Origin of the sequence: Streptomyces sp. NPDC059695 (assembly GCF_042733785.1) — a bacterium.
GTDB lineage: Bacteria > Actinomycetota > Actinomycetes > Streptomycetales > Streptomycetaceae > Streptomyces.
Genome location: NZ_JBHWFF010000001.1, coordinates 402,737 through 421,729, shown reverse-complemented (window position 1 = coordinate 421,729; position 18,993 = coordinate 402,737). Strand labels below are relative to the sequence as shown.

Below are 18,993 nucleotides of genomic sequence, written 5' to 3'. Positions count from 1 at the left end.
CCGCATGGCGAGGCGGCACCGCGTACGGGACGAGGACCACACGAGCGGCTCCGGGGACGGGAGCCCGGACCGCCCGTCCGAGGAGGGCGTCGGACGGCGGCGGTTCCTCGGATACGTCCTGGCCGCGCCCACCCTCACCGTCGCCGCCCGGCTCGGCGTCGAGGCCCTCGCTCCGCGGCAGGCCGCCGCGGCGGTCCCCGCGCTCATCCCCTCGCTGCCGGGACCGGCCGAACTCCTCGACCTCAACGAGCTGCTCACGCTGGCCGCCCTGCCCACCAGCGGCCTCATCACCATCCGGATCGACACCGACGGCACCGCCCACTTCGCGCTGCCCCGCGCCGAGGTGGGCCAGGGCGTCACCACCTCCAGCGCCATGATCGTCGCGGAGGAACTGGACCTGCCCCTCGACAAGGTGAAGGTCACCCTCGCCGACGCCCGCCCCGAACTGCTCTTCAACCAGCTCACCGGCGGCTCCAACACCACCTACTCCACCTACACCCCGATCCGGGTCGCCGCCGCCCTCGCCCGGGCCAGGCTGCTGCACGCCGCGTCGCTCGTCCTCGGCGCCGCCGTCGGCACCCTCACCACGAAGGCCGGCGCCGTCCTCTCCCCGGCCGGCGCGCTCCTCGGCTACGGCGAACTGGCCGAGAAGGCCGCCGCCCTCACCGACGCCGCCGTGGAGGTCACCCTCAAGGACCCGGACCGCTTCCGCGTCATCGGCACCGCCCAGCGCCGCGTGGACGCCCTCGAAGCCGTCACCGGGCGCAAGAGGTTCGCGATGGACCTCCGGATCCCGGACGCCCTGCCCACCATGGTCTGCCGTCCCCCCACCATCAACGGCACCGTCCGCTCCGTGGCCAACCTCGCCGAGGTCCGGGCCATGCCCGGCATCACCGACGTCGTCACCGTCTCCACCGGCGTCGCCGTCCGCGGCCGCACCTTCGGCCAGTGCGTCGACGCCGTCCGCGCCCTCCGGGTCGACTGGGGGCCCGGCACCGCCGAGGGCGCCTCCGACGCCACGGTCCTGGAGAAGCTCCGCCGGGCCGAACTCCCGCTCGTCGTACCGGCGCTGCCCCTGCTCACCAAGGCGGTCGACGCCCGCTTCACCTTCCACTTCGCCAGCAACGCGGCCCTGGAGACCAACTGCGCGATCGCCGACGTGCGCCCCGGCTCCGCGGAGGTCTGGGCCTCCCTCAAGGCGCCGGTCGTCGCCCAGGAACAGATCGCGCTCAGGCTCGGACTGCCGCCCGCCGCCGTCCGCGTCCACGTCACCGAGGGCGGCGGCTCCTTCGGCCGCAAGCTGTTCTCCGACGCCGCCCACGAGGCCGTGGAGATCTCCAGGGCCCTCGGCAAGCCGGTGAAGCTGATGTGGCACCGGACCGACGACTTCCGCCAGGGCCGTACGCACCCGATGTCCACCTCCCGGGTCCGCGCCACGTACTCGCTCGGCGAGGTCCTCACCTACGAGCAGCGCCACACCTCCGTGGCCACCGACTTCGGGCACGGCATCGGCGAGGTCCTCACGGCCGAGGCGGCCCGGCTGCCCGTCGCCGACGCCACCTTCTCCGAGACGATGTTCCAGCTCACCCAGATCAGCCCCTACCACCTCGGCGTCACCACCCAGCTCCTCGCCGAGACCGACAAGGGCTTCAACACCGGTTCCATGCGGAACATCTACTCGCCCAACGTCCGCTGCGCGCAGGAGCTCGTCCTGGACGAGCTGGCGAAGCGCACGGGCCAGGACGGGTACGCGATGCGGCGCCGCCTCCTGAAGGACGGGCGGGCCCGCGCCGTCCTCGACAGGGTCGCGGAGGCGGGGGAGTGGGGCCGGAGCATGCCGGCCGGCACCGGCCAGGGCATCGCCGTCCACACCGAGTACCACTCGGCCGTCGCGGTCCTCGCCGAGATCGACTGCCGCCCCGCGACCACCGGACGGAAGATCCCCCAGGCGTACACCGGTCCGCGCGTGACCAGGGTGGTCTGCGCCGTCGACGTCGGCCTCGCGGTCAATCCGCGCGGCCTGGAGGCCCAGATGATGGGCGGCATCGCCGACGCCATCGCCCTCACCCTGACCTCGGGACTCCACCTGAGGGACGGGCACTTCCTCGAAGGCAGCTGGGACCAGTACTTCTACACCCGGCAGTGGAACACCCCGCCCGAGCTGGAGATCATCGTGATGCCCCCGAGCGGCGACAAGCCCGGCGGCGCGGGCGAGCTGGCGGTCGCCGGGGCCATGGCGGCCGTCGCCTGCGCCTACGGCCGCGCCACCGGCACGATGCCGACGGTCTTCCCCGTCAACCACGCCGAGCCGCTCGCCTTCACCCCCCTGCCGACCGTCCCGCCCGTCCCCGCCTCGCCCACCGACGGCCGCGACCGCACCATCTGAGACCTGGAGCCCCCGTGCCGCAGCACACCTTCATCCTGAACGGCAAGGCCGTCACCGCCGAGGTCGAGGACGACGTCCGGCTCCTCTGGGTCCTCCGGGACGTCCTCGGCGTCACCGGCCCGAAGTACGGATGCGGGGTCGGCGTCTGCCGGGCCTGCACGAGCCACCTCAACGGCAAGGCGTTCACGCCCTGCGCCGTGCGCGTCGACGACGTGGCCCCGACCGACGAGATCACCACCATCGAGGGCCTCCCGGACACCGTCGGAGCCGAACTCCACCCGATGCAGGAGGCCTGGCTCGACCTCGACGTCGCCCAGTGCGGCTTCTGCCAGCCCGGCCAGATCATGGCCGCCGTGGCCACCGTCCGCCGGGCGCGCGAGGCCGGGCACGAGGTCACCGAGGCCGACCTCGACACCATCCGCAACATCTGCCGGTGCGGCACCTACCACCGCATCCGGCAGGCCGTCCTGGAGGGCGCCCGCCGGATGGCCTGAGACGCGGAGGAGCGGAGGCGCTGAGGCGCGGTGACGCCGAGACGCGGTGGCGCGGTGGCCTGCGCGCCGGCAGACCCGGCGGCCGCGCGAGGCCGGGCGTGGGGGAGCGGCGGCCGTGCGCCGCCGCGCACTCAGGGGGCCGACTGCAGCAGGGCGAGCGTGGACTCCAGCTCCTGGCGGGTCAGCCGGGCGGCCTCGTCCGGGTCGCCCGCCTCCACCGCCCGGACCACGTCGGCGTGGGCGTCCTCGCCGTGCCGGAGATCGGTTCCCCGCAGCCCCAGCAGATCGAGCAGCTCGATCAGGCCCTCGCGGAGCACCGGCGCGAACTCCCCGAACAGATCGGTCAGCACGGGGTTGCGCGCCGAGGCGACGATCGCCGCGTGCAGGGCGATGTCGGCGTCGACGAAACCCGCGTCGTCGAGCGCGGCGGCCGCCCGGCGCCCGGCCAGCGCCTCCCGCATCGCCGCCACGTCCTCCTCGGTCCGGCGCCGCGCCGCGAGCCGCGCCGCCTCCACCTCGACCAGCATCCGCACCTCGTACACGTCCGTCACCGCCGCCCGGCGCAGACGGGCCGGCCAGTCCTCCGCCGGGCGGGTCGCGATCACGAAGACGCCCGCGCCCTGCCGGGGCTGGACGAGCCCCGCACCCGCCAGGGCCCGCAGTGCCTCGCGGACCGTGGAGCGTCCCACGCCCAGCTCCCTGGCGAGCGTGGTCTCCCCGGGGAGCTTGGTGCCGACCGGCCACTGACCCCCGACGATCTGTTCGCGCAGCCGCTCGGCGGCCTGTTCGACCAGGGGGCTGGGGCGCAGGGCACCGAGCGGCATGGGGTCACCTGATTCTCTGATGTCCGGAGCGTCGCTGACGGTCCGGAGTGCGGGCGCGTCCTCCGGATCACGGGAACGCTGCGGGGGAATCTACCCGAACTTGTCTGAGGAGTACTTGTCTGAGGAGCTGAGGAGTGGATACGGTACCGGCCATGATCCGCAATCCCCAGCGCCCCGGACCCATGCCCCACCACCGCTACCGACCCTTCCAGGAGCGCGTCCACGTCCCCGAGTTCGACCGCCGCTGGCCGTCCGCGCGCCTGGAGAGCGCCCCGCTGTGGGTCCCCGTCGACCTCCGCGACGGCAACCAGGCGCTCGCCGAGCCCATGGACACCGACCGCAAGCACCGCTTCTTCGACCTGCTCGTCCGCACGGGCTTCAAGGAGATCGAGGTCGGATACCCCTCCGCCAGCCGCGCCGACTTCGACTTCGTCCGCCACCTCGCCGGACTCGTCGCCTCGGGTGCCGTACCCGAGGACGTCACACCGGTGGTCTTCACCCCGGCCCGGCCCGAACTCGTCGAGCGGACCTTCGAGGCCGTCGACGGCCTGCCCCGCGCCGTCGTCCACCTCTACATCGCGACCTCGCCCGTGTGGCGCGAGACCGTCCTCGGCCGCGACCGCGCCGAGGTGCGCCGCACCGTCCACGAGGCCGCCACGCTCATGGCGCGGCTCGCCGAGGCCCGGCCCGGCGCCGACATCCGCTTCCAGTTCTCCCCGGAGACCTTCAACCTGACGGAACCGGACTACGTCCTGGAGCTCTGCGACGGCCTCACCGCCCTCTGGGACGCGAGCCCCGACCGGCCCGTCACCCACAACCTGCCCGCGACCGTCGAGATCGCCACCCCCAACGTGTACGCCGACCAGATCGAGTACGTGCACCGCCACCTCGCCCGCCGCGACTCCGTGATCCTCTCCGTCCACCCCCACAACGACCGCGGCACCGGAGTGGCCTGCGCCGAACTCGCCGTCCTCGCCGGCGCCCAGCGGGTCGAGGGCTGCCTCTTCGGGAACGGCGAACGCACCGGCAACGTCGACCTGGTGACCCTCGCCCTCAACCTCTACGCCCAGGGCGTCGACCCCATGCTCGACCTCTCCGACATCGACGCCGTCCGCGACGTCGTCGAGCACTGCAACCGGCTCCCCGTCCACCCCCGCCACCCCTACGCGGGCGACCTCGTCCACACGGCCTTCTCCGGCACCCACCAGGACGCCATCAGCAAGGGCCTCGCCCGGCACGCCAAGGACGCCGCCGAGGCCGGGATCCCGCCGGAGCTCGCCCCCTGGAACGTGCCCTACCTGCCGCTGGACCCCGCCGACCTCGGCCGTGGCTACGAGGCCGTCATCCGGGTCAACTCCCAGTCCGGCAAGGGCGGAGTCGCCCATCTGCTCCGCACCCACCACGGCCTCGACCTGCCGGAGCGGATGCGCCCGGACGTCTCCCGCGCCGTCCAGGCGGTCACCGACGACAGCGGCTGCGAGGCCACCCCCGACGACCTCCACGCCCTGTTCCACACGGCCTATCTGGATCCGGGCCGGGGGGAGGGCCCCGTCGCCCTGGAGTCCTGGAGCACCGACCGCGACGCGGACGGCGGACACCGCTTCACCTGCGTCCTGCGCGTCGGCGACCGTACCGCACCGGCCGAGGGCCGCGGCAACGGGCCGCTCGCCGCCCTGGCCGACGCCCTCGCACGCGCCGAAGTCCCGGTCGACGTCATCGACTTCGCCGAGCACGCCGTCACCACCGGCAGCACGCGCGGGTCCGCCGGTGCCACCCCTGGCAGCGCGCGCGGGTCCGCCGCCGTCACCACCGGCAGCGCGGGCGAGGCCGCCGCCTACGCCGAGTGCCGGGTGGGGGACCGCACCGCCTGGGGCGCGGGCGTGGACACCTCCGTCCTCACCGCCTCCGTACAGGCCGTCCTCTCCGCCGTGAACCGGGCGTACGCGGCATGAGCCGGCTCTCCGGGACGGCCGCGCCCCTGCCGACGCCCGTACGACCGTCCGCGCAACCGGTGGAGGCCCCGCAACCGGTGGACACCCCGCATCCCGTGGAGCCCCCGCCGCCCGTTCTCCACGCCGAGGCCGTCACCGTCGTCCGCGAGGGCGATCGCCTCCTGCGCGACATCACGCTCACCGTCCGGCCCGGCGAGCACTGGGCGCTCCTCGGGGCCAACGGGGCCGGGAAGACCACGCTCCTCGGGCTGCTCGGCGCCCAGACCCATCCGACGCGCGGCCGGGTGGAGGTCCTCGGCCGCCGGCTCGGCCGGGTCGATCTGCGCGAACTGCGTACCTCCATCGGCCATGTCACGCCCCGCCATCCACTCCGCTCCGCCCTCGCCGTCCGCGACGTCGTCCTCACCGGAGCCGTCGGCTCCGTCGAACGGCCGCCCCGGTGGACGCCGAGCCCCGCGCAGGAGGCGCGGGCGGACCGCCTGATCGCCACCCTCGGGCTCGCCGGGCGGACCACCGCCCGCTGGCCCACGCTCTCGCAGGGCGAGCGCGGCCGGGCCCTGATCGCCCGAGCCCTGATGCCCGAGCCGCGGCTCCTGCTGCTCGACGAGCCCGCCACCGGGCTCGACCTGCCGGGCCGCGAGCAGCTCCTCGACGCCCTGGACACCCTCGGCGAGGAACACCCCGACCTCGCCACGGTCCTGGTCACCCATCACCTGGAGGAACTGCCCTCCGGCACCACCCACGCCCTGCTCCTGCGCGAGGGCCGGGCCCTGGCGCGGGGACCCGTCGACGAGGTGCTCACCGGGGAACTCCTCGGCGCCTGCTTCGGCCTGTCGCTCGCCGTGGAGCGGCACGGCGGCCGGTACGCCGTACGCACCGCACGCCCCGCACGGGCTACGCCGACGACCCCGCCACCAGCTTCTCCCTGACCGCGTCCAGATACTCCGCCACCGCGTCCCGGTTCCGGGTCAGGCAGCGGATCCGGTCGGTCATCCGGTCCCGCTCGTCCTCCAGGGTCGCGAGCATCTCCGGGGTCGCGTCGGGGAAGTGGATCGTCCGCGGCTTGTTCAGGCAGGGCAGGATCTGCTTGATGATGCGGGTCGGCAGACCCGCGTCGAGCAGCCCCCGGATCTGCATCACCCGGTCCACGTTCGACTCGTCGTAGTCGCGGTAGCCGTTGGGCAGCCGGTCCGCGACGATGAGAGCCTGCTCCTCGTAGTAGCGCAGCAGCCTGCGCGGTGTTCCGGTGCGCTCGGACAGCTCGCCGATCCGCATGGGAAGCCCCCTCCAGGGAATCGCTTGACCCTCACATCAATGTGAGGGTTCGAGCATACGGACATGACCCACGACACGACAGTGGCGGCCGGTCCCGCCACGCCCGCGCACCCCGAACCCCGCCCCGCCTCCGGCCGGCTGCCCCTCCCGGCGCTCCTCGCCCTCGCCACCGCCGTCTTCGTCACCAGCCTCACCGAGACCCTTCCCGCCGGGGTCCTGCCCGCGATGAGCGCCGACCTCGGCGTCGGCGAGGCGGCCATGGGACAGTCCGTCACCGGGTACGCCCTCGGGACGGCCCTCACCGCCGTCCCGCTCGCCGCCCGCACCGCCGCCTGGCGCCGCAAGCGCCTGCTGCTCACCTCGATGGCGGGCTTCGCCGCCGCCAACACCGTGACCGCGTTCTCCTCCTCGTACGCCCTCACCATGGGGGCCCGGTTCCTCGCCGGGGTCGCCGCGGGCGTCGCCTGGGCCCTGCTCGCCGGCTACGCCCGCCGCCTCGCCCCGGCGCACCTCCAGGGCCGCGCCGTCGCCGTCGCGATGACGGGCATCCCGCTCGCGCTCTCCCTCGGCGTCCCGGCCGGCACCTTCCTCGGCGAGGCCGTCGGCTGGCGGGCCGCCTTCACCGCCATGACCGTGATCGCCGTCGTGCTCCTCGGCTGGATCGCGCTCGCCGTCCCCGACCTGCCGGGCGAGCCGCACGGCGGACGCGCCCCGGTCGCCCGCACCCTGAAGGTCCCCGGCGTCCTTCCGGTGCTCGCCGTCACCTTCGCCCTCGTGCTCGCCCACACCGTGCTCTACACCTACGTCGCCGCCTACCTGGACCACCTCGGTCTCGGCGGCTCCACCGGCCTCGTGCTGCTGGTCTTCGGCGCCGCCTCGCTCGCCGGGATCTGGTTCACGGGCCGTCACATCGACCGCAGGCTCCGGGCCCTGACCCTCGCCGGAACGATCCTCTTCGCGGTCGCCGCGGCCGTGCTCGCCGTCCCCGCCGCGAACACCGCCCTGGTCCTCGCCGCCGCCGCGCTGTGGGGCTTCGGCTGGGGCGGCGCCCCCACCCTCCTGCAGACGGCCGTCGCCGAGGCGGGCGGGGACGACGCGGACACCGCGCAGACGATGCTGGTCAGCCTCTGGAACGCGGCCATGGCGGCCGGCGGCGTCGCCGGCGGCCTCCTCCTCGACGGGCTCGGCGCGGGCGCCCTGCCCTGGAGCGTCCTCCTGCTGCTCGTCCCGGTGCTCGCGCTCGTGACCGGGGCCCGCGCTCACGGCTTCCCGGCCCGCGGATGAACCCCGCCTGTACCGACGGACGCACCGAGGCCCCCACCGCGCGCGGTGGGGGCCTCCGTACGTTCCCGGGAGCGCTGCCGGGTCAGACGGCCGGCGGCACCCGGGACGGGCGGCCCGAGCCGCGCGTCAGGGCGTAGCCGCCGATGCCGGCGAGCGCCGCCAGGACGCCGCCCGCCAGGGTCCAGATCCAGCGGTCGGACCACCAGCCGGAGGACCAGCCGTCCTCCGGGGCCGCCGCCTCGACGGCCGTGTTCCGGTCCGCGTCCTCGTCGGCCTTCGCCTGATCGGCGGTGGTCGCCCCGGGGACGAGCGGCGCGGCGAGCGAACCGTCCGTGGCGTAGGCGCCGCCCTTGTCGACTATGTCGACCCCGACGCGGGCGGTGAACGGCTGGCCGAGGTCCTCGTCCGAGCCGCCGGTGACGGTCAGCCGGACGTAGTAGCTGCCGGGCAGCGGGTCGTTGGCCCAGGCGTCCGCAGAGGCCCGGACCGGGCGCAGCACACAGGCCAGCTCCACGGTCGCGGTCTCCTTCGCCGCCGTACGGGACTGCATCCCGTACATGCACGGCTGCCGCCGCCGCAGCCCGTCGTACACGTCGACGCGCCAGGTGGCGGGACCGTGCCGCAGGGCCGCGTCGGGCAGGGTGACCGTGGCCTTCACGGTCGGCCGCTCGCCGGTGTCCGCGGGGAACACCCAGTACAGGTAGTCACCCGTCGCGGCCTGTGCGGTGGCCTGCTGCCCGGGGAGGAACCGGGCGGCGGTGCGGAAGGTGGTGCCGGCCTCGGTGGGGCCCGCCTCGCCGGAGGGGGACGCCGAGGCGCCGGGGGAGTCGGCCAGGGCGGCCGGGGCCGCGAGACCGAGCAGGGCGGCGCCGGCGAGCGCGGCCGTGGCGAGCATCCGTACGGTACGCATCAGTTGGTCCTCCAGACAGCGAAGCGCCAGCGGGACAGCCAGCCCCAGAGCAGACCGGCGACGAAGCCCACGAGGACCAGCGTCCCGAGCAGCCACCAGCCGCGGCCGAGACCGAAGGAGGCGACGTCCGAGGCGGACGAGGGGCCGTCGACGACGTCCACCGTCAGCTCGACCGGCATGCCCGGCGTCGTCTTGACCGACGGGGGCGCGGAGAAGGAGTTGCTGACCTGGAGGCAGACGGTCTCGGCCGCCGGCTTGGCGTCCCTGGGGCCGTCGTCGAGGTCGGGCTTCGGATAGCGCAGCCCGGTCGAGATGACGTCCGTGCGGCCGTCGCCGGCCTCGGAGCCGCGCACGATCTCCCGCCCGTGGAGCGTGACGGCGCGCAGCAGCACGCCGTAGTCGTCGTTGACGGCACGGTCGGCCGACACGCTGACGGAGGCGCGGAGTTCCTGGCCGGGCAGCAGGTCCACCCGGTACCAGCGGTGCTCGCCGAAGGACTCGCGGTCCGTGTACAGGCCGGGCTTCAGCTGCGGCGCCTTCTCGCAGCGCGCCGCGCCCTGGGTGGCCACGGGGGTGACGACCGGGTCGGCCGCGCGGTCCACCAGCTGCTTGACGCGCCGGGAGAGCTCCTCGGTGCGGTGGACCGAGGTGTACGTGCCTCCGGTGGCCTCGGCGATGCAGGTGAGCTGCTGCCGGGTCTTGGCGTCCGGCACGAGGCCGAGGGTGTCGATGACGAGGTGGATGCCCTTGGCCGCGATCTCGCGCGCCACCTGGCACGGGTCGAGCGGGGCGCAGGTGTCCTCGCCGTCCGTGATGAGAACGATCCGCTTGGTCGCCCCGTCCTCACCGAGGTCGTCGGCCGCGCCCAGCAGCGCCGGGCCGATGGGCGTCCAGCCGGTCGGCGCGAGGGTGGCGACGGCGGTCTTGGCCTCGGTCCGGTCGAGCGGCCCGACCGGGTACAGCGAGCGGGTGTCCTTGCAGCCGCGCTTGCGGTCGTTGCCGGGGTAGTCGGCGCCGAGCGTGCGGATGCCGAGCCGCACCTCCTCGGGCACCGCGTCCAGGACCTCGTTGAAGGCCTGCTTGGCGGCGCTCATGCGGGACTTGCCGTCGATGTCCTTGGCCCGCATCGAGCCGCTGACGTCGAGGACCAGCTCGACCTTGGGGGATTCCTTCGCCGCCGGTTCGTCGGCGGCCGCGCCCGTCGGCAGGAGCGCGACGCTCAGGGCGGCGAGCAGCGCGCAGGCCCCGGTCGCCAGCCGTTTTCTCGTGATCATCGCCGGATCGTATTGATGATCGTGCGACAAACCAAAACGGGGGTGGGGGCCGGGGCCTGAGGGGCGGACGGGGGTCATGCCCCCTGGCTGTTGACGAACCCGATGAGGCAGGCGCCCCACCAGCCGGTCTGGCTCACGGTCGCGGCCAGGCCCGAGCGGACGAGCAGCCGTCGCGGGACGGTGCCGCCCCGGTGGTGCTCCAGGAGCTGGCCGAGGCGGTGCGCCCAGAGGCCGTTGAGGGTGACGGCGACGACGAGGCCCAGCTTGACCAGGGTCAGCGGGGAGTGGAGGTCGGGGCGGAGGAAGAGCCCGGAGACGACCAGTCCGCCCAGGCCGGCCCAGATCGGTGTCTGGAGGGCGACGGCCGTGTCGAGGACGCCGGCGAGGGGGCGCTTCCCGGTCAGCCAGAGCACGGCGAACCAGTCGACGGCCAGCACCGAGCCGAGCCCGACGACCAGGAAGGCGACGTGCAGGAAGCGGGCCACCGTCAGCAGGGACGCGTCGGCGTGGACGTGCCCCGCGGTCCAGCAGGCTGCCGCGATCCCGGCGGTGGCGGCGAGCCCGAGGGCGGTGAGGAGCCAGGAAGGGGTGAGCTCCTGCGCGGTTCTGGACATGCGGTGATCTTCCGGACGTATGGACGGCGTAAGTAAGGTAAGGCGAAGCTAAGTGCCGCCTGTGTGCACGTCAAGCCGGTGTGGCACACGTCCCACCCCTCGGAAGGCCGGGCCCCGGCCCCGGTCGTTTCCCCGAAGTCCGGGAAGAGGTGAAGTCCGTCCCTTGGGGGTGGCCCGTCTGCCGGTCCTCGCGCGACGGAGTCCGGCACGTCGTGACGCCGGGTCATGGAGCCGGACCAGCCGGCGGCTTCAGTCCGAGAAGTACTGGCTCAGGACCTGGCGCAGGTAGTCCGCGCCCGGGCCGAGGCGGCCGGCCCGTTCGGCCGAGGGGACGAACGCGATCTCGTCGAGCTCGGGTTCCGCCCCGCGCTCCGTCTCCGCCGCCGTGAGCTCCGCGTGCCGGCGCCGTACGAGTGCGCGGGATACGGGCGGGGCGAGGAAGTGGAAGCCGAGGCTGCCGAATCGTGCTCCCCGCGTGAGGCCCCACAGCCGCAACCCCTCGTCGGAGACGCGTACGCCGAGCTCCTCGGCCAGTTCGCGGGCGGCATCCCGCCGGAGTGACGCCACGTCCAGCGGCCGGCCGGCCGCAGGGGGCTCCGCCGACCCGCCGGGGAGGCTCCAGTGGCCGGGCGCCGCGGTGGTGGGGGAGCCGCGTCCGACCACGAGTCCGGCCTCCGTCGGCAACAGGACCGTGGCGAAGACGGACCCGGGGACCTCTTCGGCCGGGCGCAGCTTCCGCAGGGCTCGGTACCGGTACGTCATCCGCGCCCATCGCACCACCGACGGGCCGGCCCCGGCCCGCTCGACGCCCAGGCTCGCGACGAGCGGGCCGTCGAAGGCGGCGGGGTTGAGGCCCTCGGTCTCCGCCCAGAGGCGATCGACCGCGCCTCGCTCCCGCGCCGACAGAACCGGCGGAGGGTGCTCGACGAAGTCGATCCGCCGCGCGTCGAGGAACTCGACGGGGAGGTGCCCAGACCGCATCGAAGATCCTTCCCGCACGTGGGGCGCCCGCATCGATCCAGTGTGGCGAACTGGGCCCCGAGGGGAAAGGGGGCACTGCTCGATCCCCGGCCGCTCTGCGGCGCCCGGCCCGCTCCTAACGGTGCTCGGGGTTCTCGAAGTCGAAGCGGCAGCCGGCGTCCCATTCGGCGCGCTGGTTTCCGTGGGCGGGGATGCCGCCGGTGTCCTTGAGCATCCTCGCCAGGTGGAGCTGGTTCCAGGTCATGAACGTCGTGTTGCGGTTGGTGAAGTCGTTCTCCGGCCCGCCCGAGCCCTCGTCGAGGTAGGAAGGGCCGGGTCCGGCCGGGCCGACCCAGCCCGCGTCCGCCTGCGGAGGGATCACGTAGCCGAGGTGCTGGAGGCTGTAGAGGACGTTCATCGCGCAGTGCTTGGCGCCGTCCTCGTTGCCGGTGATCAGACAGCCGCCCACGCGGCCGTAGTAGGCGTACTGACCGTGCTCGTTGAGGATCGACGAGCAGGCGTACAGGCGCTCGATCACCTTCTTCATGACCGAGGAGTTGTCACCCAGCCACACCGGCCCCGCCAGGGTCAGGATGTCGGCGGCCATCACCTTCGAGTAGATCACCGGCCACTCGTCCGTCTCCCACCCGTGCTCGGTCATGTCCGGCCAGACGCCGGTCGCGATGTCGATGTCCACCGCCCTGAGCACCTCGACCTGCACGCCCTGGCGCTCCATGATCCCGGTGCTGATGTCGATCAGCCCCTGTGTGTGGCTGCGCTCCGGGGAACGTTTCAGGGTGCAGTTGATCACCAGGGCGCGCAGGTCGGCGTACGACGTCGTTGGGTCCGGCACGGAAAGCCCTCCATTCGCTCCGGGAGCCCGGATGCGAAGGCGCCGGAGATCTCCCCGGTACAGCTCACCAGGCCTTCGCCGCGGGCGCCCGCGGAACTGGGCCGGTCGCCTGAGACCGCCCCGCCCCCCGCCCCGGCCGCGGCGCCGTGTCAGCCGGCGGGATCCGCCTCGGGGAGCGGGCGGGCCCGGACGCTCTGGGAGGGTTGCTGATGGCCGCCCGAGGCGAGGATGCGCACCTCGTCCCGGTCGCTGATCTCGGCCCGGATGATGCCGGTGGCGTCGGAGTAGACCGGATGGCCCCCGGATCCCTTGAGCTGGGTGCGCTCCACGATCACGATGTCCTCGGCCGAGTCCGTGCCGTCGGAGAACACCAGCTCGTAGCGGAGTGGGTTCATCTCCCTGATTTTACGCTGATCGGACATTCGTACCTGTTCGTGAAGGCGCCGGCCTCATCAGGCCACCGCGTCGACCAGGGCGGCCAGGGCCAGCCCGAGGGCCTCGGCGCCCGGGCCCGCGGGCCCGCCCGGCTCGCTCATGTAGAGGTCGCGGCGGATCTCCACCATCAGGGCGCTGACCCGGGGATCCCTGCCGTAGTGCTCCAGCGGCACGTACGTCCCGGCGAAGGGACTGTCCGTCCCGACACCGAACCCGCCGAACGCCCGCCGGGCCGCGTCGAGCAGCGCGGGCGGTGTGTGGAACGCGTCCGTGCCGAGACAGACCGGCGGGCGCGGGCCGCTCCCGTGCAGCTCGTACGGCAGGGGACCGGTCGGGTACGAGTGGACGTCGACGATCACCACCCGGCCCGCCACGGCGAGGCGCTCGGCCACGACGTCGGTCATCGCCCGGGCGTACGGCGCGAAGTACCGGTCGAGCAGCGGACCCGCGTCGAAGCCCTCGGACCGCAGCGCCGCGCGGTGCGTGGTGCGGGTGTACACCGCGCCCATCCCGACGGACAGCATCTCCTCGCGTTCGTCCGGGAACCGCTCCGGGTCGACGACGAGGCGCGAGAGCCGGTTGACGAACCGCCACGGTGCCGCGCCGGCCGCCGCCGCGGCCACGGCGGCGATCTCGGCCGTGTGGGAGTCGGTGATGTGGTCCAGCTCGAGCGCCAGCTCCTCGTCGCCGAGCAGGATCCCCTCGCGGACGTCCGGCGGTATCTCGCGGGAGGAGTGCGGGACATGGAGGAGGACGGGGGAGTCCGGGGCTCCGGGCAGCAGACGGAACGGGGGCGTGGTGTCGGTCATGGGTCGATCCTGCCCCGGACCCCGCCGTCTCCGTGGCGAAACCGCTGCTTAGAGTGGTGCGAGGTCGCGCCGCCGCACCAGGACCAGGCGTGAGACCGGGCCGACTGTCGACCACAGGGACCCGAACGACCGCCTTCCCCGTCCCGCCCGGCCCACGGCCGCCCGCCCCGGAAACCCGCATCGCATGAGCACCGACGCCGCACCGCGCCCCGACACCGCCCCCGCCCGGGAGCCGCGCCTGCCGTGGATCGCCGGGCGCGCACCGGCCCGTCCCGCGCCCGGCGCCGCCTTCCACAGCGTGAGCGCGGCGACCGCCGCCCTCCTCGGGCTCGTCGCCATCGGCGCCCTCATCCACGAGCCGGTCCTCATACCCCCGCTGGCCGCCAGCGCCGCGCTGGTGCACTGCGCTCCCGCGCTGCCCCTGGCCCAGCCCCGCAGCGTGATCGTCGGCCACCTGCTGGGCGCCGCCGCCGGATACGCCGTGGCGGCCGTCGCCGCCCACGGCAGCGCCTGGGCCGCGGCCGTCGCCGCCGGAGTCACCCTGGCCCTGACCACCCTGGCCCGTACCCCGCACTCGCCCGCCTGCGCGACCTCCGTCGTCATCGTGCTCCAGGCCCCCGCGCCCGGCCGCTTCGTCCCCCTGCTGGCCGGCGCCACGGTGCTGCTCGTCCTCACCGCGTACGCCGCCTCCCGCATCCGCCGCGCGGCACCGAGGTACCCCGCCTACTGGTGGTGAGCTCCGGGGCGCCGCACCCGGGGACGGCCGCACGCGGGGACGGCCGCACGCGGCTCAGCGGTCGACCGCCACCGCCGCGTGGACCGTCTTGCCGTCCGTCCGCGCGTCCACCGTCACCTCGCGGCACAGGCGCAGCACGATCGGCCAGCCGAAGCCGCCGGGCCGCAGCTCGTCGTGGAGCCGGGGGCGCGGGGGCTCCCCGCTGGAGTCGGCCACGGAGACGGTGACCCGGTCACGGCCCACGGCTATGCCGAACGAGGTGACCCCGCCGCCGTGCCGGTGCGCGTTCGTGACCAGTTCGGAGGTGACCAGCAGCAGGTCCTCCACCTGGGCCGCGTGCAGGGGGCCCAGGGCCCCCAGCGTCTGACGGACCAGCTGCCGTGCCTGCGCGGGCGTGAGGAGCCGCGAGGGTCCGGCCGACCTCCCGACGGTGCGGGGGGCCGCGATCGTCGTGCGGGTCCTGGTTTCGCTCCGGGTGTTCATCACGGTTCCCTTTCTTCCCGATGTGTCAGGGGTGATAGGACCCGTCTGCCCGGTCATGCCGGACTGATGCCTTTCCCGGAGCGGGACCGTCTCCCGTCAGGTCCGGTCCTCCGGGCGCGCGGCGACGAAGGAGGGACGGCGTACCGGGGCCGCGAAGGGGGCCTCGGGCGCGTTCTCGACGCTGTTGAAGACCAGGAAGACGTTGCTCCGGGGGTACGGGGTGATGTTGTCGCCCGAACCGTGCAGCGCGTTGCAGTCGAACCACGTGGCCGATCCCGCCGGACCCGTGAAGTGCCGGATGCCACAGGCGTCGGCGAAGGTCGTGAGCGCCTCGTGGGACGGCGTCCCGGCGTCCTGCATCCGGAGGGACTGCTTGTAGTTGTCCTTGGGCGTCTCACCGGCGCAGCCGAGGAAGGTGCGGTGCGAACCCGGCATGATCATGAGGCTGCCGTTGGTGGTGTGGTTCGGGGTGAGCGCGATCGAGACCGAGACCGTCCGCATCCGGGGCAGGCCGTCCTCGGCGTGCCAGGTCTCGAAGTCGGAGTGCCAGTAGAACCCGCTGGCGCCGAAGCCGGGCTTGACGTTGACCCGGGACTGGTGGACGTAGACGTCGGAGCCGAGGATCTGGCGGGCCCGCCCGACGACCCGCGGGTCCTCGGCCAGCCGGCCGAAGACCTCGCTGATCCGGTGCACCTCGAAGACGGAACGTATCTCCTGCGAGCGGGGCTCGACGACGGCCCGCTCGTCCGCCCGTACGGCCGGGTCCACGACGAGCCGGTCCAGCTCGGCGCGGAGCGCGTCGACCTCGTCCGGGGTGACGAGCTCGTCCACCGTGACGAAGCCGTCGCGGTCGAACTCCTCCAGCTCCCGGGCCCAGAACGGGCCCGGCGTGCCGGGCTCGGACCACACCACGGGGTCCTTGCGGCCGATGAGCTCCTCCCGGGAGCCGCGGGTGGGGTAGAGGTCGACGGGACGGGTGGGTGCGGAGACCATGGGGCGGAACGCCTTCCTTTCGCGGTACGGAATCAGGTGGGGGGCCGGTCGTCAGGCCTGACCGGGTTCGGTGAGGAGCGGGTAGACGCCGTTCTCGTCGTGGTCCTCGCGGCCGGTGACGGGCGGGTTGAAGACGCACAGGCAGCGGAAGTCCCGCTTGACCTTGAGCGTGTGGCGCTCGTGCCCGTCGAGCAGGTACATGGTTCCGGGCAGGATCGTGTAGGTCCGGCCGGACTCGTGGTCCGTGAGCTCGGCCTCGCCGGCGGTGCAGACGACCGCCTCGACGTGGTGGGCGTACCACATGGAGGTCTCGGTCCCGGCGTACAGCACGGTCTCGTGGAGGGAGAACCCGACCTGCTCGCGGGCGAGGACGATGCGCTTGCTCTCCCAGGTCCCGGACGAGGCCCTGACGTGCCGGTCGGTGTTCTCGAGCTCGTCGAAGGTGCGGACGATCATGGTCTGTGTCCTTTCCGTGGGGGTGATCAGGCGGCGCGGCGGAGGGCGGCGTGGCGGACGGAGCGGGCCAGGATCCCGAGGCCCTCGTCGAGTTCGTCGTCCGTCGCGGTCAGCGGCGGCAGCAGCTTGACCACCTCGCCGCGCGGCCCCGAGGTCTCCAGGAGCAGCCCGGTCTCGAAGGCCCGCCGGCACACGGCCGCGGCGCGCTCCCCGTCGGTGAACTCCAGGCCCCAGACGAGGCCCCGGCCGCGTACGGTCAGGCCGGTGCCCTCGTCGTCGCCGCACAGGTCGAGCAGGGCGTTCTGCACGCGTCCGGCCCGGTCCAGGGTGCGCCGGCGCAGGGCGTCGTCGCGCCAGTAGGCGTCGAGGGCGGCCGTGGCGGTGACGAAGGCGGGGTTGTTGCCCCGGAAGGTGCCGTTGTGCTCGCCGGGCTCCCACACGTCGAGCTCCGGGCGGAAGAGGCAGAGGGACATGGGCAGGCCGTAGCCGCTGATGGACTTGGACAGGGTGACGATGTCGGGCGTGATGCCCGCCTCCTCGAAGGAGAAGAAGTCGCCGGTGCGTCCGCAGCCCATCTGGATGTCGTCGACGATGAGGAGCATCCCGTGCCGGCGGCAGAGCTCCGCCAGGGCGCGCAGCCACTCGGCCCGTGCGACGTTGATGCCGCCCTCGCCCTGGACGGTCTCGACGATCACGGCGGCCGGGTGGTCGAGGCCGGATCCGGCGTCGTCCAGGAGCCGTTCGAACCAGAGGAAGTCGGTGACCTGGCCGTCGAGGTAGTCGTCGAAGGGCATCCGGGCGGCGTGGTGCAGCGGGACGCCCGCTCCGGCGCGCTTGGCCGCGTTGCCGGTGACGGCCAGCGAGCCGAGCGACATGCCGTGGAAGGCGTTGGTGAAGGAGACGACCGTCTGGCGTCCGGTGACCTTGCGGGCGAGTTTGAGGGCCGCCTCCACCGCGTTGGTGCCCGTGGGGCCGGGGAACATCACCTTGTAGGGCAGGGCGCGGGGCTCCAGGACGGTGCTGCGGAAGGTCTCCAGGAAGGCGCGTTTGGCCGTCGTCGACATGTCCAGGCCGTGGGTGATGCCGTCGTCGGCGATGTAGTCGAGGAGGGCGCGCTTGAGCACCGGGTTGTTGTGGCCGTAGTTGAGCGAGCCCGCTCCGGCGAAGAAGTCGAGGTACGGGCGGCCGTCCTCGTCGTAGAGCCGGGTTCCGGCGGCGCGTTCGAAGACGACGGGCCAGGCACGGCAGTAGCTGCGGACCTCGGATTCGACGGTCTCGAAGACGGAGGGGGCGGCGATGTCGGTCAGGGTCACGAAGTCTCTTCTCCTGGATGTGGTGCGGGGGGAGTGGCGAGGGGGCGTGGGGGCGGCTCAGGAGGCCGGGCGTGCGAGGGGGCCGATGCCGTAGAGCACCTCGGCCTCGTGTCCGGAGCCGGGGAAGGAGGCGGCCGGGAAGAGGACCTCGCGGGTGAGGTCGGCCCCGTGCCGTCGGGCGTAGGACCGGAAGAGCCGGTCGGACGCCTGGTTCCCCGGAGTGACGGTCGCCTCCACGCGGTCGAGTCCGTGCTCGGCCGCCACCCGGGCGGACAGAGCGTCGAGCAGGGTCCCGGCTACCCCGGTTCCGCGGTGCGAATCCTCCACGGCGACCTGCCAGACGAAGAGCGTCCGGGGTGCGTCGGGCCGCAGGTAGCCGGTGACGAAGCCGACGGGCCGCCCGGAGGCGTCACGGGCGACGGCGGTCGTGTCGGCGAAGTCGCGGCACCACAGCAGGTAGCTGTACGGCGAGTTGAGGTCGAGTTCTCCCGAGCCGCGTGCGATCCGCCAGAGCTCGGCGCCGTCCGCGATCTCGGCCGGTCCGACGGAGACGTCGCTGGTCGGGGATGTCAGGGGAGCAGTGGTCATGGGCGCCGAAGTTACCGAGCGGACCGCTGAACTTCCTGGGGCTGGGATCTTGTTCGGGGTGGGGCGGGTGTGATAGATGAGCCGACGCGTTCTGTGGCGGGAATGTGCTCCGAACCGTACGGAAAACGCGAACAGAACCCACCAAAGTGCCCGTTTATAACGGACGGGTAACGGCTTCGGGTTCTCCTGATCCGGCTGTCGGAATCGTGAGACGATCCGCGATTTCGTGTTTGAGGGCGCCCGAAGCGGTCAGGCGTAGGGGCCGCCACGACGGGAGCCGGGGGGGGGGGGGGGCCCCCCCCCCCCCCCCCGCGCCCCCCCCCGGCCCCCCCCCCCCAAAACCCCCCCCCCAAA

20 protein-coding genes are annotated in these 18,993 nt (G+C 73.6%); 6 read left to right on the top strand and 14 right to left on the bottom strand.

All coding sequences use genetic code 11. The features are described 5' to 3' along the window. The first annotated feature begins 4 nt into the window (after positions 1–4). Both ACFV2S_RS01835 and ACFV2S_RS01830 read left to right on the top strand, forming a co-directional pair. On the top strand, positions 5–2,386 hold the full coding sequence (locus tag ACFV2S_RS01835) for a molybdopterin cofactor-binding domain-containing protein (protein ID WP_385553269.1): 2,382 nt from the start codon (positions 5–7) through the stop codon (positions 2,384–2,386). A 14-nt stretch (positions 2,387–2,400) separates the two neighbouring features. Continuing rightward, entirely contained in the window at positions 2,401–2,880 is a 480-nt protein-coding gene (locus ACFV2S_RS01830) for a (2Fe-2S)-binding protein (protein ID WP_385553268.1), read from the top strand. 131 nt (positions 2,881–3,011) lie between these two features. On the opposite strand, the gene ACFV2S_RS01825 is transcribed toward ACFV2S_RS01830, so the two are convergent. After that, a complete protein-coding gene (locus ACFV2S_RS01825; RefSeq protein WP_385553266.1) occupies positions 3,012–3,704 on the bottom strand; it encodes a FadR/GntR family transcriptional regulator in 693 nt (230 codons plus the stop codon). A gap of 152 nt (positions 3,705–3,856) precedes the next feature. Between ACFV2S_RS01825 and leuA the strand changes: the two genes are divergently transcribed. After that, on the top strand, positions 3,857–5,656 hold the full coding sequence (gene leuA, locus ACFV2S_RS01820) for a 2-isopropylmalate synthase (protein ID WP_385553264.1): 1,800 nt from the start codon (positions 3,857–3,859) through the stop codon (positions 5,654–5,656). Positions 5,657–5,733: 77 nt separating this feature from the next. Next, on the top strand, positions 5,734–6,585 hold the full coding sequence (locus ACFV2S_RS01815; RefSeq protein ID WP_385553580.1) for an ABC transporter ATP-binding protein: 852 nt from the start codon (positions 5,734–5,736) through the stop codon (positions 6,583–6,585). Here ACFV2S_RS01815 and ACFV2S_RS01810 read toward each other — a convergent pair. Further along, positions 6,551–6,931 carry a MerR family transcriptional regulator gene (locus tag ACFV2S_RS01810; protein ID WP_385553262.1) on the bottom strand — a complete coding sequence of 127 codons (381 nt, stop codon included), beginning with the start codon at positions 6,929–6,931 and terminating at the stop codon, positions 6,551–6,553. The genes ACFV2S_RS01815 and ACFV2S_RS01810 overlap by 35 nt on opposite strands. A 63-nt stretch (positions 6,932–6,994) precedes the next feature. Here ACFV2S_RS01810 and ACFV2S_RS01805 point away from each other — a divergent pair, with 63 nt between their 5' ends. After that, positions 6,995–8,215, top strand: a complete 1,221-nt coding sequence (locus tag ACFV2S_RS01805) for an MFS transporter (RefSeq protein ID WP_385553260.1) — start codon at positions 6,995–6,997, stop codon at positions 8,213–8,215. 82 nt (positions 8,216–8,297) lie between these two features. Here the strand turns inward: ACFV2S_RS01805 and ACFV2S_RS01800 are convergent, their stop codons facing one another. From ACFV2S_RS01800 to ACFV2S_RS01770, 7 genes are all read right to left on the bottom strand, one after another. Then, the gene (locus tag ACFV2S_RS01800) at positions 8,298–9,125 is read right to left on the bottom strand and encodes a hypothetical protein (protein ID WP_385553258.1); all 828 of its coding nucleotides are present in this window, start codon (positions 9,123–9,125) and stop codon (positions 8,298–8,300) included. Next, positions 9,125–10,399, bottom strand: a complete 1,275-nt coding sequence (locus ACFV2S_RS01795) for a VWA domain-containing protein (RefSeq protein WP_385553256.1) — start codon at positions 10,397–10,399, stop codon at positions 9,125–9,127. Before ACFV2S_RS01795 ends, ACFV2S_RS01800 begins: the two co-directional genes overlap by 1 nt. A 74-nt stretch (positions 10,400–10,473) precedes the next feature. Continuing rightward, the gene (locus tag ACFV2S_RS01790) at positions 10,474–11,013 is read right to left on the bottom strand and encodes a hypothetical protein (RefSeq protein WP_383794005.1); all 540 of its coding nucleotides are present in this window, start codon (positions 11,011–11,013) and stop codon (positions 10,474–10,476) included. A 249-nt stretch (positions 11,014–11,262) separates the two neighbouring features. Continuing rightward, positions 11,263–11,994 carry an NUDIX hydrolase gene (locus tag ACFV2S_RS01785; protein WP_385553254.1) on the bottom strand — a complete coding sequence of 244 codons (732 nt, stop codon included), beginning with the start codon at positions 11,992–11,994 and terminating at the stop codon, positions 11,263–11,265. A gap of 115 nt (positions 11,995–12,109) precedes the next feature. Next, positions 12,110–12,826 (bottom strand): flavodoxin family protein, encoded by a 717-nt coding sequence (locus ACFV2S_RS01780; protein WP_385553252.1) that lies wholly within the window; start codon positions 12,824–12,826, stop codon positions 12,110–12,112. Positions 12,827–12,975: 149 nt separating this feature from the next. Further along, entirely contained in the window at positions 12,976–13,221 is a 246-nt protein-coding gene (locus tag ACFV2S_RS01775) for a DUF6296 family protein (RefSeq protein ID WP_385553250.1), read from the bottom strand. A gap of 57 nt (positions 13,222–13,278) precedes the next feature. Continuing rightward, positions 13,279–14,070, bottom strand: coding sequence for an N-formylglutamate amidohydrolase (locus ACFV2S_RS01770; protein ID WP_385553248.1), 792 nt, complete (start codon positions 14,068–14,070; stop codon positions 13,279–13,281). A 184-nt stretch (positions 14,071–14,254) separates the two neighbouring features. Between ACFV2S_RS01770 and ACFV2S_RS01765 the strand changes: the two genes are divergently transcribed. Next, a complete protein-coding gene (locus tag ACFV2S_RS01765; protein ID WP_385553246.1) occupies positions 14,255–14,806 on the top strand; it encodes an HPP family protein in 552 nt (183 codons plus the stop codon). A gap of 54 nt (positions 14,807–14,860) precedes the next feature. On the opposite strand, the gene ACFV2S_RS01760 is transcribed toward ACFV2S_RS01765, so the two are convergent. From ACFV2S_RS01760 to ectA, 5 genes are all read right to left on the bottom strand, one after another. Then, positions 14,861–15,289, bottom strand: a complete 429-nt coding sequence (locus ACFV2S_RS01760) for an ATP-binding protein (protein WP_385553244.1) — start codon at positions 15,287–15,289, stop codon at positions 14,861–14,863. A 96-nt stretch (positions 15,290–15,385) separates the two neighbouring features. Further along, positions 15,386–16,282 (bottom strand): ectoine hydroxylase, encoded by an 897-nt coding sequence (gene thpD / locus ACFV2S_RS01755; RefSeq protein ID WP_385553242.1) that lies wholly within the window; start codon positions 16,280–16,282, stop codon positions 15,386–15,388. A gap of 51 nt (positions 16,283–16,333) precedes the next feature. After that, positions 16,334–16,738, bottom strand: coding sequence for an ectoine synthase (locus tag ACFV2S_RS01750; RefSeq protein WP_385553240.1), 405 nt, complete (start codon positions 16,736–16,738; stop codon positions 16,334–16,336). Positions 16,739–16,764: 26 nt separating this feature from the next. Then, positions 16,765–18,051, bottom strand: coding sequence for a diaminobutyrate--2-oxoglutarate transaminase (ectB, locus tag ACFV2S_RS01745; protein WP_385553238.1), 1,287 nt, complete (start codon positions 18,049–18,051; stop codon positions 16,765–16,767). A gap of 57 nt (positions 18,052–18,108) precedes the next feature. Further along, positions 18,109–18,639 carry a diaminobutyrate acetyltransferase gene (gene ectA, locus ACFV2S_RS01740; protein WP_385553236.1) on the bottom strand — a complete coding sequence of 177 codons (531 nt, stop codon included), beginning with the start codon at positions 18,637–18,639 and terminating at the stop codon, positions 18,109–18,111. Between the last annotated feature and the right edge of the window lie 354 nt (positions 18,640–18,993).